The sequence below is a fragment of the Shouchella oshimensis genome (assembly GCF_004375095.1).
Classification (GTDB): Bacteria; Bacillota; Bacilli; order Bacillales; family Bacillaceae_D; genus Shouchella; species Shouchella oshimensis.
The window spans coordinates 489,012-503,927 of record NZ_SNUX01000004.1 but is presented as its reverse complement, the minus strand read 5'-3'; the positions used below and the strand labels follow the sequence as shown (position 1 = coordinate 503,927).

The following is a 14,916-nucleotide window of genomic DNA, read 5'->3' as shown; positions in this document are numbered from 1 at the left end:
GTCAATGTTTATGCTTAGTAGAAATGGTTTTAATGTTAAGGAAAGGTAAAAGTTTTGTAAAGATAAAGAGATATAATACATACTCAAAGTACCGTACTTAAACGACTCTCCTCTACTTCGCGGTTTTTTTTGACAGTTATGTGAACAATCAATCCCCTTTTTTAAACTCTTTTGAGATTCTTTCAAAATTCGTTGACAGAGGAAAGTAGCTATTGTACGATTACTAAGGGTTACCATGATAAGGGTTACATATGCGATTGTAGTGGCTTTTACTCTAATGAGAGGGGCTATTTCATTGTCGAAACAAAGTAAGAATCCAATGCGAGCGTTCATGCTAGTTTCAACCATTTTATCATGCGTGATTGGAGGTACGGTCGGAGGCTTATTTTTAGGGATATGGCTGGATAAGCTATTGAACGCAAGCCCAGTCTTCTTAATCATATGCCTATTAGTTGGAATGTTAACGAGTATATACAGCATTTCCAAAGTTGTTCAGCCATTTTTAGGAGACGATAACGAAGATGCCAAATAAGGAAGAGCGTACACACTTGATACGTGCACGAATGAATGGATATCTTGTGTATGCACTAGTCATACTTGGGATTTTGATTGTAGGCTATAGCGTGACACCTTACCATTCCGTTTTTTTAGGACTAATTTTGGGGTTTTCAGCTAGTTTTTTGAATTTGTGGACAACTTATCGTAATGCACGCATTATTGGCGGGAACCACTCGCCATCTAAATGGCCCTCGATGCTATTAGCAAGTTTAGGATTCGTTTTCAGAATTATTCTTGCCCTCGCCGCAGTGTGGTTTTCCTTACAATTTCCAGATCACTTCCATCTTCTTGCTGTGATTGTTGGTCTTAGCTTGATGTATCTCGTTATGTTAGTAGATTTGATAATGAAAAGTATGAAGGCGAAAGAGGTGAAAGAATGAATAACAAAAATATTATATGGGAAGATCCTTGGATTGGTTTAACATTTAATCTGACAACCATTTTCACGTCGACAGTGGCATTCATTATTGTTTTTCTTGTGACGGTAATTGGTGCCCGCAAGCTTGCGATGAGACCAACAGGAATGCAGAACTTTATTGAATGGGTTCTTGATTTCTGTAGAGGAATTGTTAAAGCGAACATGGATTGGAAGGTTGGCGGACGATTTATCGTGTTAGCTTACGCCTTACTCTTTTATGTATTTGTTGCAAATATGATGGGAATTCCGTTTGAGCTTGCAACAAATGATTCAAATCACTACGTATTGTGGCGATCTCCAACATCAGATCCGTTACTGACACTGACGATGGCTGGTTTAGTCATTGTACTCACCCACATCTATGGTGTCATGATTGCTGGTCCTGGAGCGTACTTAAAGTCATTTGTAAGTCCAAAGTGGTTCTTGCTACCGTTTAAACTTATTGAAGAAGTAGCCAACTTCCTTACACTTGGAATGCGACTTTTCGGAAACGTCTATGCAAAAGAAATTCTTATGATTCTACTTGTTGGATTAGGAGTTATGGGATTTGAGTATGGATTTGGACAAGGCGTTATTTTAGCAGCTGTTACGATGGTGCCCACAATGGCATGGCAAGCGTTTGGTATCTTTATTGGGTCCATTCAAGCTTACATCTTCGCGATGTTAGCAATGGTTTACATGGCTCATAAAGTTGAAGCACATTAATACCTGCCTTGGCTTATTCCCGAGGCGATTTATAAATAAAAACTACAACACAAAACAGGAGGAATTTTAGAATGATGGATCCAATTGGTTACACTCATCTTGCAGCTGGACTTGCAGCTGGATTAGCAGCAATTGGCGGCGCGATTGGCGTTGCGTTAATTGTTAAAGCAGTACTTGAGGGAGTTGCTCGTCAACCAGAACAACGCGGAACTCTTCAAACATTAATGTTTATCGGTGTTCCACTAGCGGAGGCCGTACCGATTATCGCAATCGTTGTGTCATTAATCCTCATCTTTAGTTAACAAGAAGTCAATAATCGTTCAACATTGAGAGGCGATAGCGTTCTTTTCTAGAACCTCTCGCCTTTCCTTATGTAAGGCTGATTTTTGAGAATAAGGGGTGTAAAAATGAACTTAGGTGATTTTGGTTGGGGTACGGTCCTTTTCCAACTTATTGGATTTGGTCTACTCTTATGGCTACTGTCGAAGTTTGCATTAAGACCGCTTCTTGGTGTTATGCAAAAGCGTCAAGACATGATTAACGATCAAATTGATTCTGCTGAACGCAACCGTAAAGAGTCAGAGAAAATGATCGAGGAACAAAAAGAGGAACTAAAACAAGCACGTGTAGAAGCACGTGAATTGATTGAAAACGCCAAAAAAGTTGGCGAGCAGCAAGGCAAAGACCTTGTCCGCGAAGCAAAAGCTGAAGCAGAACGGATTCAGCATCAAGCACTTGCTGAAATTCGCAATGAAAAAGAACAAGCTGTTACGGAATTACGTGAACAAGTCGCTTCTTTATCTGTCTTAATTGCGCAGAAAGTGATTGAAAAAGAACTGGATGCAAGTGAACAAGATAAGCTTGTTCAAGACTATCTTAAACAAGCGGGCGAAGAGCTATGAGCAACAAAGCGGTAGCCAATCGTTACGCTGTTGCTCTTTTTGAGTTAGGTGTATCCAAAGGTCAAGCGAATGAATACGAACAGGATTTAGCCTTAGTAAGGGACGTGTTTGTTCAAACACCGGAACTGCTAAAGGTACTTGAAACACCAGGACTTTCTCAAGAGAGAAAGGCTCAGGTCATCAAGCAGTCGTTTCAAGGAAATGTACAAGAGACAACGTTAGCGCTTTTACTGACGCTAGTCGAAAAGAATCGTTATACCACGATGCCAGAACTACTTTCAGAGTATAAGAGATTAAATAACGAACTTAAAGGAATCGCTGAAGCAACTGTCTACTCAGCGAAACCAATCAGTGATTCAGAAAAAGAACAAGTTGCAGTTGTTTTTGCACCTAAAGTAGGCAAACGCTCTTTAGAGGTCACAAATGTTGTACAAGAACAACTCGTTGGTGGAATAAAAGTCCGTATTGGCGATCGTGTATACGATGGCAGTGTAAAAGGACAGCTTGATCGCCTTGAAAAAGGGATTCTTGCAGGGAAGTAACAATTTGTCAGTTAGGGGTGAAAACGAATGGCAAGCATTAAAGCAACTGAGATTAGCTCGCTTATTAAGCAGCAAATTGAACAATTTGAAACCAGTGTAGATGTACAAGACGTTGGTACCGTTATTCGCGTTGGGGACGGAATTGCCTTCGCTTACGGTTTAGATAATGTTATGGCAGGAGAGCTTTTAGAGTTTTCTACTGGCGTAATGGGTATGGCTCAGAACCTAGAGGAAGATAGTATTGGTATTATCATTTTAGGACCATATGACAACATTCGTGAAGGAGACGAAGTGAAACGGACAGGACGTATTATGGAAGTTCCAGTTGGAACTGAACTTCTTGGACGCGTTGTGAATTCACTTGGTCAACCAATCGATGGCTTAGGTCCCATTCACACAACAAAGACACGCCCAGTTGAAGGTGGAGCACCAGGGGTTATGGCACGTAAATCGGTACATGAGCCTCTTCAAACAGGAATTAAATCAATTGATTCAATGATTCCAATCGGACGTGGACAGCGTGAACTTATTATCGGTGACCGTCAAACAGGTAAGACGTCGATTGCAATTGATACAATTCTTAACCAAAAAGATCAAGATATGATCTGTGTGTATGTGGCTATTGGACAAAAAGAATCAACGGTATCAGGCGTAGTTGAAACACTTCGTCAACGTGGCGCACTTGATTACACGATTGTTGTATCTGCAGGTGCATCCGATCCAGCTCCAATGCTCTACTTAGCACCATATACAGGCGTTTCAATGGCAGAAGAATTTATGTACGATGGTAAGCACGTTCTTGTTATTTATGATGATTTATCAAAACAAGCAGCAGCTTACCGTGAGATGTCTCTTCTTCTTCGTCGTCCTCCAGGTCGTGAAGCATTCCCAGGAGACGTATTCTACTTACATTCTCGTTTACTTGAGCGTGCTGCGAAATTAAATGACGATTTAGGTGGCGGATCCATTACAGCCCTTCCATTTATTGAAACACAAGCAGGGGATGTATCAGCATACATTCCGACAAACGTTATTTCGATTACAGATGGACAAGTATTTTTACAGTCTGACTTATTCCACTCTGGTGTGCGTCCAGCCGTTAACCCAGGTATCTCGGTATCTCGTGTTGGTGGATCTGCACAAATTAAAGCAATGAAAAAAGTAGCCGGTACGCTTCGTTTAGACTTAGCGGCATACCGTGAACTAGAAGCATTCTCTCAATTTGGTTCAGATTTAGATGCTGCGACACAAGCTCGTTTAAATCGCGGTCAGCGAACAGTTGAGTTATTAAAACAAGACTTGAACCAACCACTTCCGGTTGAGAAGCAAGTAGCAATTATCTATGCATTAACAAAAGGATACTTAGACGATATCCCAGTAAGTGACTGCCTACGTTTTGAAGCAGAATTGTTTACGTACCTTGAAAGCAATAACAATGAATTGCTAGAGCACATTCGCACAACAGGAAATCTTCCAGAAGAAAGTGAATTCAAAGCAGCGATTGAAGCTTTCAAAAAAGGTTTCGTTCCATCGAATGAATAGGTTATTTTCTTAAGTTTTGCTTAGAAAGGCGGTGAACAAATGGCTTCTTTGCGCGATATAAAAAATCGTATTAACTCAACAAAGAAAACACGTCAAATTACAAAAGCCATGCAAATGGTATCAGCTGCGAAATTAAATCGTGCCCAAGAAAAAGCACAAAGCTATGAAGTATACGCAAGTAAAATGCGTGAGGTTGTAAACAACATGGCTGCGGCTGGTAGTGACGTTAGTCATCCGATGCTTGAAGAACGTCCAGTGAAAAAAACAGGGTATATCTTTATTTCATCGGATACTGGTTTAGCTGGCGGTTACAACTCAAGTCTTTTAAGAGATATGATGAAAACCATTCAATCTAGGCATTCGTCAACAGATGAGTATGCAATTATTGTCTTGGGTAAAATTGGACGGGATCTGTTACGTACACGAAATCAACCGATTATTCAAGAAATGATTGAAATTCCTGATCAGCCTGGTTTTTCGGATATTAAAGGACTAGCCAAAACATCTGTTGAGATGTTTGCCGATGGCGTGTTTGACGAACTATATGTTTGGTATAACCACTTCGTATCTGCAATGACGCAAACCGTTACAGAACAAAAGCTTCTTCCTCTAGGATCTACAGGGGAGCAACAAGGATCCAGCGTCGGCCTTTACGAATATGAGCCATCTGAGAAAGAAATACTTGAAGCTGTTCTTCCTCGTTATGCAGAAAGCTTAATTTATGGGGCTTTGCTTGATGCAAAGGCAAGTGAGTTCGGTGCACGTATGACAGCGATGAGTGCTGCATCCGACAACGCTTCTTCACTTATTGATGATTTAACGCTTTCTTATAACAGAGCAAGACAAGCTGCAATTACGCAAGAAATCACTGAAATTGTTGGCGGTGCAGCCGCTTTAGAATAGAACGTATGTGAATTAGGAGGGAAAACGATGTCAACAGGCCGTATTATTCAAATTACAGGACCGGTCGTGGACGTTAAATTTCCAAGTGGTCAACTACCTCAAATTAATAGTGCACTTCGAGTAAATCAATCAGGTGATACACATAACGCTGTTCAAGTAACAGTAACGTTAGAGGTAGCTTTACACTTAGGGAATGATACAGTTCGCACGGTAGCCATGGGTTCAACTGATGGTTTAATGCGTGGAACAGAAGCAGTAGATACTGGAGCACCAATCTCTGTACCAGTTGGTGAAGAGACACTTGGTCGAGTATTTAACGTACTTGGTGAAGAGATTGACTTAAAAGAACCAGTACCAGCAGGAACACGCCGTGACCCTATTCACCGTGATGCGCCAAGCTTTGAAGAGTTAACAACAACGACAGAAATTCTTGAAACAGGAATCAAAGTTGTTGATTTACTTGCTCCTTATACTAAAGGAGGTAAAGTTGGTCTATTCGGTGGTGCCGGAGTAGGAAAGACGGTACTTATTCAAGAATTAATTAACAACGTTGCCCAAGAACACGGTGGTATTTCTGTATTTGCCGGTGTTGGAGAGCGTACTCGTGAAGGAAATGACCTTTATCATGAGATGACAGATGCTGGCGTTATTAAGAAAACGGCGATGGTATTTGGTCAAATGAACGAACCACCTGGTGCACGTATGCGTGTAGCCCTTTCTGGTTTAACAATGGCAGAATACTTCCGTGATGAACAAGGTGCAGATGTACTTTTGTTTGTTGATAATATTTTCCGTTTTACACAAGCAGGTTCTGAGGTATCGGCACTACTTGGTCGTATGCCATCAGCGGTAGGTTATCAGCCAACACTTGCTACGGAAATGGGACAATTGCAGGAGCGTATTACTTCTACGAAAAAAGGTTCTGTTACATCTATTCAAGCAATTTACGTACCGGCGGATGACTATACCGATCCAGCTCCGGCAACAGCATTTGCTCACTTAGATGCAACAACAAACCTTGAGCGTAAATTAACGGAGCAAGGGATTTATCCTGCTGTAGATCCATTAGCGTCTACATCACGTGCCCTTTCCCCAGAAGTTGTTGGAGAAGAGCACTACAGTGTAGCTCGTGGGGTCCAGCAAACATTACAGAAATACCGTGAGTTACAAGATATTATTGCCATCCTTGGTATGGAAGAATTATCAGAGGAAGACAAGTTAATCGTTGCCCGTGCGCGCCGCATTCAGTTCTTCCTATCACAAAACTTCCACGTAGCAGAGCAATTTACTGGTCAACCTGGTTCGTATGTACCGGTTAAAGAAACCATTTCAGGATTTAAAGATATCCTTGCTGGTAAATACGATGATCTTCCAGAAGATGCATTCCGTTTAGTTGGACGCATTGAAGAAGTTGTTGAAAAAGCAAAAGAAATGGCCCAGTAAAAAAGAAAGGGAGCGGTTAAACCGTTTCCTTTTCTAAGCTAGCCGACGAGGAGGGGTTCTATGAATACCGTGCAAGTAAGTGTCGTAACTCCAGACGGTGCAGTATACTCAAGTGATGCTGAGCTGGTTGTTGTGAAGACAACAGAAGGGGAGCTTGGAATTAAAGCAAAGCACATTCCCCTCGTTTCTCCGCTTACGGTTGGAAGGGCTCGTTTTTTGAAAGACGGCAAAGAAGACCAAGTATCAGTCAGCGGTGGATTTATTGAAGTTCGTCCAGACCAAGTGACCATACTAGCCGAGACTGCAGAAACACCAGAGCAAATTGATACGGAACGCGCTGAAAAAGCGAAGAATCGTGCAGAAAAACGCTTAAATGATGATAGTGCCCATATTGATAAAGCACGTGCAGAAGCGGCTTTAATGAGAGCTGTTACTCGTCTTAGTGTTGCTAAAGCAAAATAAATAAAAAAATCACCAGACTGTTGATCATCAACAGATGGTGATTTTTTTTGTTTGCGATCGTAAGCATGAAGTTGTACAAATGACCGTATTAGGCATATACTCCAAAAAGAAGATTGTGCGCAGTATTGTATGAAAAAAACTTTTGTTAAAAAAAGGATGTTAGAAAACTACCGGATAAGGGTAAAGTGTATATGAATGCGCTTTACATGAAGATCATTCTAAACTGTAACCAAATCTTCATTTTTTGTTATGAAAGTGGAATGAATTCCTTAACGAAAGCGGTAGCTTTTTATGCGTAAATCCGTTATCATTGAAAATGGATTGCGAACTTTTAGCTTGACTTTTTGTTTGCCCGGGATTGAATAGGAAATGAGGTCATAAGGTTGACAAGCGATTTAGGTTTGGAAGCATTTATACATATTCTATTAAATCTCCTCGGTTTAGTCATAGCATGGTGGGCGTTACAATCGTTTCGCTTTGATCTGTTCGTGAAAAATCCAAAAAGTACCCAAGCCACTGTTTTAAAAGTGTTAGTGGCAATTACATTGGGACATTTACTTGCTCGTTTTTTTATTGAGTATGCCCAAGCTGTTCGGTACCTACCTTATCTTTTCTAGTAAAAAAAGTCATAAGAACCTTTGTTTTTTATGTATGCTTTTTCTGCTTCAGGTAAAAATGGTAGTAAGAAAACCTTTTGGTCCTGGAGGGGAATGTTGATATGAATAAAGTGTATTCTGTCTGTTTTCTATTGCTTATCGTTGTTTTCTGTAGCGTGTTATTTGCTTTTGAGAAAGATACTTTAGGAAAAGAAGATACATTTTATCATCAAATGAATGCCTTTAACGACCTTGTTGAGAAAAATAAAATGACAATGACAGATTGGCAAGTCCGCATAAAAAATCAAAGCGAACATGTAAATAATTTTTATACTCAGCTAGACCAGTTCGAGAAGGAATATCCTGAATTTGAACGTGCTTCTTTGGAAGAAAATAAAAATTATGTTCATGTCACGTTTATAAATGGTGATTATGAGGAAACGTTACTGGAAAAAGTTAAATGGATAGTGTCCTCAACAACAAAAGGTTACAAAATAGAAAAAACGTATGAGCTCCTTTCAAATGGAAATGGTGAACTCAAAAATCAACAATTGTTTAAAGATCGATTAAGTACATTAGGTTTTGATTTACAATCGTCTATGTTGTTTTATGAAGTAACGGCAGAATTGGACGATACGCCTCAAGATTTAATGATTGAGGCTGAACATTTCGTAAGTCAATTAGGCGCGACCACATTAGAGGGCCTAGAAGAAAAAACGTTTGTATCTATCTCTGCATATCATAAAGGATGGACCAATGGTATTGCGACAAATGATGATAAAGAGATGAACGTTCAAATCGCATTACGCGAAAATCAAGAGTTGGGCTCTAGAACAACAGTAACTTTTGGAACGCCTATAATTACGACTGAATATTGATAATATAGAAGAGACAAATATCAGACGCGGAGGGGAATACGTTGGAAAAAATCATTGTCCGTGGCGGCAACAAGCTGCACGGCTCCGTGAAGGTAGAGGGTGCAAAGAACGCCGTCCTACCTGTAATAGCAGCATCAATTCTAGCGGAAAACGGAAAAAGTGTTATCGAGGAAGTACCATCTCTTACAGATGTTTATACAATGAAAGAAGTTTTGACAAATTTAAACGTAGCAGTTGATTACGAAGATGGCCGTTTCGTTGTTCATGCGGATCGTACGCTTAAAACAGAAGCACCATTTGAATACGTTCGTAAAATGCGAGCATCTTTCCTAGTAATGGGTCCTTTACTTGCACGTGTTGGTCGCGCAAGAATTGCATTACCTGGTGGATGTGCCATTGGATCACGCCCAATTGAGCAACACCTAAAAGGGTTTGAGGCGATGGGTGCAACAGTTGAAATTGGAAATGGTTTCATTGAAGCGCGCATTGATGGAAAGCTTCAAGGAACAAAGATTTATCTTGATTTTCCAAGTGTTGGTGCAACAGAAAACATTATGATGGCTGCTGTTCTTGCAGAAGGAACAACAATCATTGAGAATGTCGCGGAAGAGCCGGAAATTGTTGATTTAGCCAATTATTTAAACGCAATGGGTGCGAAAGTAAGAGGCGCTGGCACAGGCGTTATTAAAATTGAAGGTGTAGCTGCACTTCATGGTGCGGTTCACTCAGTTATTCCTGATCGTATTGAAGCAGGGACATTCATGGTAGCTGCTGCTATTACAGGTGGAGATGTGTTTGTTGAAGGTGCCATTGCTGAGCATATGCGTCCCCTTGTAGCAAAAATGCGCGAAATGGGTGTAGAGATCCAAGAAGGTGAAACAGGGCTACGTGTTATTGGTCCTGAAGTGCTTAAAGCAGTTGATATTAAAACAATGCCTCACCCAGGCTTCCCAACAGATATGCAAGCACAAATGATGGCGTTGCTTATTCGAGCTGAGGGTACAAGTGTAGTAACTGAAACGGTTTTTGAGAATCGTTTTATGCACGTTGAAGAGTTCCGTAGAATGAACGGAAATATTAAAATTGAAGGCCGTTCTGCGATTGTATCTGGTCCTACGTCTTTACAAGGTGCAGAGGTTGGTGCAACAGACTTACGTGCTGGGGCGGCATTAGTTATCGCAGGATTAGTAGCTGATGGATATACTCGTGTTACAGAATTAAAGCACTTAGATCGTGGCTACGTTGGTTTAACGGAGAAACTTAAAGCATTAGGTGCTGATATTGAACGAGTGGAAGAGCAATTAGAGAATGAATTTGAAAAAACAGCAGAATTGCTATAAGCCTGTATTTCCGGGGAAATAGTGAATTCTTGTCGTTTTGCTGGGATTTAAGTCGAAGAAGCACACCATTTGGTGTGCTTTTTTGCTGTGAAAGAACGTCTTTTTTATTACTTGAGTACATAGTCTTTAAAGTAAGTAATTGTCTAATGTAGGAGGAATGCCATGAAACAGATTTTCATTCCAGCTATACTTCTAATTGTTGTCATCCTTCTTATTCCTGCGGCAATGGTAAGTGTAAATGGTAGCAATCAAAGCGCTCAGGAACCATTTAAAATCGCGCCTTTAGAGAAGACAAGCCAAGCGAGTGAGCCTAGTGTACAATCAGAAGTTGTTAAACAAGAAGAGACAATTGACGTGTATCGCTCACAAAAGGAAGACGTAGAGACCGTTTCCTTAACGGAGTATGTAATAGGTGTCGTTGCCTCAGAGATGCCTGTAGAATACGAACTAGAGGCTTTAAAAGCTCAATCATTAGCAGCTCAAACTTATTTGATGGCGCAAAAAAATGTGGCTGATGAAAGCCGCAACGTTCCTGAAGGTGCACTTGTAACAGATACCGTAACGCATCAGGTGTATCAAAATAAAGAAGAATTGAAGAAGAAGTGGGGAGAAAATTTTGATGCTAACTGGGCAAAGGTGGAAAAAGCGGTTCTTGCGACGACAGGAGAAGTGATTATCTATAACGAGCAACCTATCACCGCTGCTTTTTTTTCGACTAGTAATGGCTATACCGAGAATTCAGAGGATTATTGGGCGCAAGAAATTCCTTATTTAAAAAGTGTAGAAAGTCCTTGGGATCAAGATTCTCCTCGGTTTGATGAAGAAATGACGCTGACAATAGATGAGTTTGAAGAGAAATTAGACGTAACGTTAAAGGGTGACGGTTCAATTGGTGAAATTCAATCAAGAACAGAAGGTGGGCGAGTGGAGGTTGTTCAGATTGCAGATAAACAGTTTACTGGTCGGGACATTCGAGAAGCCTTAAACTTAGACTCGTCTGATTTCTCTTGGTATATAAATGGAAATACTGTTGTCATTCAAACAAAAGGTTGGGGCCATGGAGTAGGAATGAGTCAATTTGGTGCAAACGGAATGGCAAAAGAAGGGAAAACATATAAAGAGATTGTTTCACACTACTATTCAGGTGTATCCATTGAAACAATGGAACAGATAGAGGGATAGATTCAAAAAGACTGGTTCTTTTAATGCAAGAGCCAGTCTTTTTTTTGATTGTTTAGCCTTGATAGACCCTTGCTATGAACGATTCTACTGCTTCTATAAAATAAAAAAATATTTTTTTCGCATGCATGTATATATTTCTATTAATTTGCTCAGAATGATTGGCAGAGGTGATGAGAAATGAAAGAAGAAAAAAATTCTTCAAACAAAATTCAAGATTTAATGCGTAAGCGTTGGGTGTTACCGAGTGTTTATCTTGCTGCTGCTGCTGGTCTTTTGAGTACGGTTTTATTTCTTCAAAGCGGAGAAGATACAGAAAGAGAATTAGAGATTAGTGAAGGACCTGAACAAACAGAAGAGCCAACAGCTCCTGTAAACGTTGCGAATGAATCCTTCCACCTACCTGTTGAAAATGAAACAGATTTTGATAGAGTAGGAATCTTCTATGATGCACAAGCAGAAGTAGAAGAGCAAGAGCAAGCTATTGTCTATTTTAACAACATGTATGTAGAGAACAAAGGCGTTGATTTTGCAAGTAAGAATGGAGAAGCATTTCCTGTAATGGCTTCAATGAGCGGTATTGTGACAAAAGCGATGAAAGATTCGTTACTAGGTTTTGTCGTAGAAGTTGATCATGGTGATGGCGTTGTCACACATTATTCTAGTCTTTCAGCTTTAGATGTGAAGGAAGGTAAAGAGGTTTCACAAGGTGATGTAATTGGTGAGGCAGGATCGAATTCATATAATCAAGAGGCTGGAATTCATGTTCACTTTGAAGTGCGTCATGATGGTGTAGCAGTGAATCCAACTGATGCAATGGAGAAATCAGTTGAAGATATCGCCGCTTTTGCTCCACAAGGTGAGAAGAAAGAAAAAGAAAAAGAGAACGAAAAAGAAGAAAACGAAAAGCCTGACGAGAACGAAAAGCCTGATGAAAATGAAAAGCCAGAAGAAAACAAGCCATCTAATGATGAAGAACTCGAAGGCGAAACAGAATAACAATTGAAAAAAGCAGAGCTCGTGCTAAATGGGCTATGCTTTTTTCTCATTTATAGGACTTGCGTTAAGGATATAGGTCAATCAGATTTTTTCGAAAAACAGATAAACTCTGTGAAAATGTGGTATATCATGCGCGACTTGCTAATACACTTTATCAATCACCTTAACAGAAATAGGGAGGCGAGTCGTGTGCACGATTACATCAAAGAGCGAACCATCAAGATAGGGAAGTACATTATTGAGACGAAAAAGACTGTTCGTACGATTGCGAAAGAATTTGGAGTCTCAAAAAGTACTGTACACAAGGATCTCACAGAACGTTTACCTGAGATTAATCCAGAGCTTGCTAACGACGTGAAAGAGATTCTTGAGTATCACAAGTCGATTCGCCATTTAAGAGGTGGTGAAGCGACAAAAGTAAAGTATCGTAAAGTCGAACAACCAGCTGTCAAGACTCAGAGATAAATATTTCGACAAGATGAGTCGTTTCTCCCTAATTTGTGTTACTATTTATAATAGGTAAAAAGTGCGTCTTTAAATAGAGAATCAGGTATACATTACATAAGAATCGGTTGTTTTGCGCACATCACCATATAAGTTGTAACGAGAAAGAAGGGGGAACAAAGTCATGCTAGGTCGTGATATTGGAATTGATTTAGGAACAGCGAATGTATTAATTTATGTTAAAGGTCGAGGGATTGTACTAGATGAACCGTCAGTGGTAGCCCTTGATACGACGACAAAACGAGTGTTGGCTGTAGGAGAAGAAGCCTTTCGCATGGTTGGACGTACACCTGGAAATATCGTAGCTATTCGTCCAATGAAGGACGGTGTCATTGCAAACTTTGAGATGACAGAGTCGATGTTAAAACATTTCTTAAACAAGATCAATGTGAAAGGTTTATTCTCTAAACCTCGGATTTTAGTTTGCTGTCCGACTAATATTACATCAGTAGAGCAGAAAGCGATACGCGAAGCTGTTGAGAAGACTGGTAGCAAAAACATCTATTTGGAAGAAGAACCGAAAGTTGCAGCCATTGGAGCAGGAATGGACATTTTTCAACCTAGTGGAAATATGGTCGTTGACATTGGCGGTGGTACGACAGACATCGCTGTTCTATCTATGGGTGATGTTGTTACAGCCTCTTCCATTAAAGTAGCAGGTGACCGATTTGATTCTGATATCCTATCTTACATAAAAAAAGAGTACAAGCTTCTTATAGGTGAACGAACGGCTGAGGAAATCAAGAAACAAGTTGCAACAGTATTTCCAGGAGCGAGAAATGAGCAAATGGATATTCGGGGGCGTGATATGGTGTCAGGTTTGCCACGAAACATCACCATTCGTTCTGAAGAAATCGAAAAAGCGCTTGTAGAATCAGTCGACTACATTGTACAAGCAGCAAAACATGTTTTAGAACAAACCCCTCCTGAGCTGTCAGCAGATATTATTGATCGCGGTGTTATGCTTACTGGTGGAGGAGCATATTTGCATGGAATTGATACGTTGTTAGCAGAGGAATTAAAAATCCCTGTTTTAATTGCAGAAGAGCCAATGCACTGTGTGGCTACAGGTACTGGTATTTTACTTGAAAATCTCGATCGCATGTCAAACAAGAAAGTTCATATCTAAGGAGGTAGCTCATGTTAAAAGGGTTTTATACTGCAACGAGTGGTATGCTTTCGATGCAATATCGTCAAGACCAGTTAACGAACAATTTGGCTAACTCCAATACACCTGGTTTTAAAGCCGATCAGTCGGTAACACGGTCGTTTCCAACGATGCTAATGCAGGCGAATAATGCTTATCAAAATCCTAGTAGACAAGTTGTCGGTGAATTGCCTACAGCAGTTTATTTGCAAGAACATTTGATGAACGCTCAACAAGGCGATATTCAACAGACTGGACAAGCTACGGATCTAGCTTTGGTGCAAGGTGGAGCAACTGATGGCGCAGCTGTTTTTTTTGCGGTTGAAACAGAAAATGGTATCCGTTATACACGGAACGGTAATTTCCAAGTTGATTTGAATGGGAATCTTGTTACGGCTAGTGGCGGAAGGGTATTAGGAACCGACGGCAATCCTCTGCAAGTAGGAAATGAATCCTTTACGATTCAGCCTTCAGGTATTGTAGTAGTAGATGGAGAAGAAATTGGCTCTCTTGAAGTTGTCGTCGCTGACGATGTAAATGACCTCATAAAAGAGGGGAACGGATACGTACGTAATGATCAAACCGATATGCAATCCGCTTATAATGTTGATACCGTAACGTTTTCAGTGCAACAATATGCATTAGAAAACAGCAATGTCGATGTGACAAGTACGATGAATGAGATGTTACAAGCTTATCGATTATTTGAGGCCAATCAAAAGGTTATTCAAGCGTATGATCAAAGCTTAGAAAAAACAGTGAATGAAGTTGGGCGAATTAACTAAGGAGGGATAGAAC

18 protein-coding genes are annotated in these 14,916 nt (G+C 40.3%); all 18 read left to right on the top strand.

Translation table 11 applies throughout. The annotated features are described in order from the left end of the window. Positions 1–235 precede the first annotated feature (235 nt). A complete protein-coding gene (locus E2L03_RS18045; protein WP_243839545.1) occupies positions 236–532 on the top strand; it encodes an AtpZ/AtpI family protein in 297 nt (98 codons plus the stop codon). Between the two features lie 31 nt (positions 533–563). Further along, the gene (locus tag E2L03_RS18040; protein ID WP_035394342.1) at positions 564–938 is read left to right on the top strand and encodes an ATP synthase subunit I; all 375 of its coding nucleotides are present in this window, start codon (positions 564–566) and stop codon (positions 936–938) included. Next, complete coding sequence (atpB, locus tag E2L03_RS18035; protein WP_038484066.1) at positions 935–1,681, top strand: F0F1 ATP synthase subunit A; 747 nt, start codon at positions 935–937, stop codon at positions 1,679–1,681. The genes E2L03_RS18040 and atpB overlap by 4 nt, the downstream gene beginning before the upstream one ends. A gap of 71 nt (positions 1,682–1,752) precedes the next feature. Continuing rightward, positions 1,753–1,983 carry a F0F1 ATP synthase subunit C gene (atpE, locus tag E2L03_RS18030; RefSeq protein WP_274273190.1) on the top strand — a complete coding sequence of 77 codons (231 nt, stop codon included), beginning with the start codon at positions 1,753–1,755 and terminating at the stop codon, positions 1,981–1,983. A 105-nt stretch (positions 1,984–2,088) separates the two neighbouring features. Then, a complete protein-coding gene (gene atpF / locus E2L03_RS18025) occupies positions 2,089–2,583 on the top strand; it encodes a F0F1 ATP synthase subunit B (RefSeq protein WP_038484063.1) in 495 nt (164 codons plus the stop codon). Next, positions 2,580–3,125, top strand: a complete 546-nt coding sequence (locus E2L03_RS18020; RefSeq protein WP_038484060.1) for a F0F1 ATP synthase subunit delta — start codon at positions 2,580–2,582, stop codon at positions 3,123–3,125. Before atpF ends, E2L03_RS18020 begins: the two co-directional genes overlap by 4 nt. Before the next feature lie 27 nt (positions 3,126–3,152). Further along, complete coding sequence (gene atpA / locus E2L03_RS18015) at positions 3,153–4,667, top strand: F0F1 ATP synthase subunit alpha (protein ID WP_038484057.1); 1,515 nt, start codon at positions 3,153–3,155, stop codon at positions 4,665–4,667. Between the two features lie 39 nt (positions 4,668–4,706). Next, on the top strand, positions 4,707–5,570 hold the full coding sequence (gene atpG, locus E2L03_RS18010; protein ID WP_038484054.1) for an ATP synthase F1 subunit gamma: 864 nt from the start codon (positions 4,707–4,709) through the stop codon (positions 5,568–5,570). 27 nt (positions 5,571–5,597) lie between these two features. Next, a complete protein-coding gene (gene atpD, locus E2L03_RS18005; RefSeq protein WP_038484051.1) occupies positions 5,598–7,013 on the top strand; it encodes a F0F1 ATP synthase subunit beta in 1,416 nt (471 codons plus the stop codon). Between the two features lie 60 nt (positions 7,014–7,073). Next, positions 7,074–7,475 carry a F0F1 ATP synthase subunit epsilon gene (locus tag E2L03_RS18000; protein ID WP_038484048.1) on the top strand — a complete coding sequence of 134 codons (402 nt, stop codon included), beginning with the start codon at positions 7,074–7,076 and terminating at the stop codon, positions 7,473–7,475. A gap of 383 nt (positions 7,476–7,858) precedes the next feature. Next, on the top strand, positions 7,859–8,092 hold the full coding sequence (locus E2L03_RS17995) for a DUF1146 family protein (RefSeq protein ID WP_051667680.1): 234 nt from the start codon (positions 7,859–7,861) through the stop codon (positions 8,090–8,092). Positions 8,093–8,193: 101 nt separating this feature from the next. Beyond that, positions 8,194–8,949: a YwmB family TATA-box binding protein gene (locus E2L03_RS17990; protein WP_134259991.1), complete on the top strand. Its 756-nt coding sequence runs from the start codon at positions 8,194–8,196 to the stop codon at positions 8,947–8,949. 41 nt (positions 8,950–8,990) lie between these two features. Then, positions 8,991–10,289: a UDP-N-acetylglucosamine 1-carboxyvinyltransferase gene (gene murA, locus E2L03_RS17985; RefSeq protein WP_038484040.1), complete on the top strand. Its 1,299-nt coding sequence runs from the start codon at positions 8,991–8,993 to the stop codon at positions 10,287–10,289. A gap of 162 nt (positions 10,290–10,451) precedes the next feature. Next, complete coding sequence (spoIID, locus tag E2L03_RS17980) at positions 10,452–11,471, top strand: stage II sporulation protein D (protein ID WP_134259989.1); 1,020 nt, start codon at positions 10,452–10,454, stop codon at positions 11,469–11,471. A 177-nt stretch (positions 11,472–11,648) separates the two neighbouring features. Then, positions 11,649–12,467, top strand: a complete 819-nt coding sequence (gene spoIIQ / locus E2L03_RS17975) for a stage II sporulation protein SpoIIQ (protein ID WP_134259987.1) — start codon at positions 11,649–11,651, stop codon at positions 12,465–12,467. A gap of 189 nt (positions 12,468–12,656) precedes the next feature. Then, positions 12,657–12,932 carry a sporulation transcriptional regulator SpoIIID gene (gene spoIIID, locus E2L03_RS17970; protein WP_035394300.1) on the top strand — a complete coding sequence of 92 codons (276 nt, stop codon included), beginning with the start codon at positions 12,657–12,659 and terminating at the stop codon, positions 12,930–12,932. Between the two features lie 163 nt (positions 12,933–13,095). Beyond that, positions 13,096–14,100 carry a cell shape-determining protein Mbl gene (locus E2L03_RS17965; protein WP_035394303.1) on the top strand — a complete coding sequence of 335 codons (1,005 nt, stop codon included), beginning with the start codon at positions 13,096–13,098 and terminating at the stop codon, positions 14,098–14,100. A gap of 11 nt (positions 14,101–14,111) precedes the next feature. Beyond that, a complete protein-coding gene (locus E2L03_RS17960) occupies positions 14,112–14,903 on the top strand; it encodes a flagellar hook-basal body protein (RefSeq protein WP_134259985.1) in 792 nt (263 codons plus the stop codon). The last annotated feature ends 13 nt before the right edge of the window (positions 14,904–14,916 follow it).

Coding starts and splice junctions, on each gene's coding strand:
- E2L03_RS18045 (WP_243839545.1), top strand. CDS start 236: ATGATAAGGGTTACATATGCGATTGTAGTGGCTTTTACTCTAATGAGA.
- E2L03_RS18040 (WP_035394342.1), top strand. CDS start 564: ATGAATGGATATCTTGTGTATGCACTAGTCATACTTGGGATTTTGATT.
- atpB (WP_038484066.1), top strand. CDS start 935: ATGAATAACAAAAATATTATATGGGAAGATCCTTGGATTGGTTTAACA.
- atpE (WP_274273190.1), top strand. CDS start 1,753: ATGATGGATCCAATTGGTTACACTCATCTTGCAGCTGGACTTGCAGCT.
- atpF (WP_038484063.1), top strand. CDS start 2,089: ATGAACTTAGGTGATTTTGGTTGGGGTACGGTCCTTTTCCAACTTATT.
- E2L03_RS18020 (WP_038484060.1), top strand. CDS start 2,580: ATGAGCAACAAAGCGGTAGCCAATCGTTACGCTGTTGCTCTTTTTGAG.
- atpA (WP_038484057.1), top strand. CDS start 3,153: ATGGCAAGCATTAAAGCAACTGAGATTAGCTCGCTTATTAAGCAGCAA.
- atpG (WP_038484054.1), top strand. CDS start 4,707: ATGGCTTCTTTGCGCGATATAAAAAATCGTATTAACTCAACAAAGAAA.
- atpD (WP_038484051.1), top strand. CDS start 5,598: ATGTCAACAGGCCGTATTATTCAAATTACAGGACCGGTCGTGGACGTT.
- E2L03_RS18000 (WP_038484048.1), top strand. CDS start 7,074: ATGAATACCGTGCAAGTAAGTGTCGTAACTCCAGACGGTGCAGTATAC.
- E2L03_RS17990 (WP_134259991.1), top strand. CDS start 8,194: ATGAATAAAGTGTATTCTGTCTGTTTTCTATTGCTTATCGTTGTTTTC.
- spoIID (WP_134259989.1), top strand. CDS start 10,452: ATGAAACAGATTTTCATTCCAGCTATACTTCTAATTGTTGTCATCCTT.
- spoIIQ (WP_134259987.1), top strand. CDS start 11,649: ATGAAAGAAGAAAAAAATTCTTCAAACAAAATTCAAGATTTAATGCGT.
- E2L03_RS17965 (WP_035394303.1), top strand. CDS start 13,096: ATGCTAGGTCGTGATATTGGAATTGATTTAGGAACAGCGAATGTATTA.
- E2L03_RS17960 (WP_134259985.1), top strand. CDS start 14,112: ATGTTAAAAGGGTTTTATACTGCAACGAGTGGTATGCTTTCGATGCAA.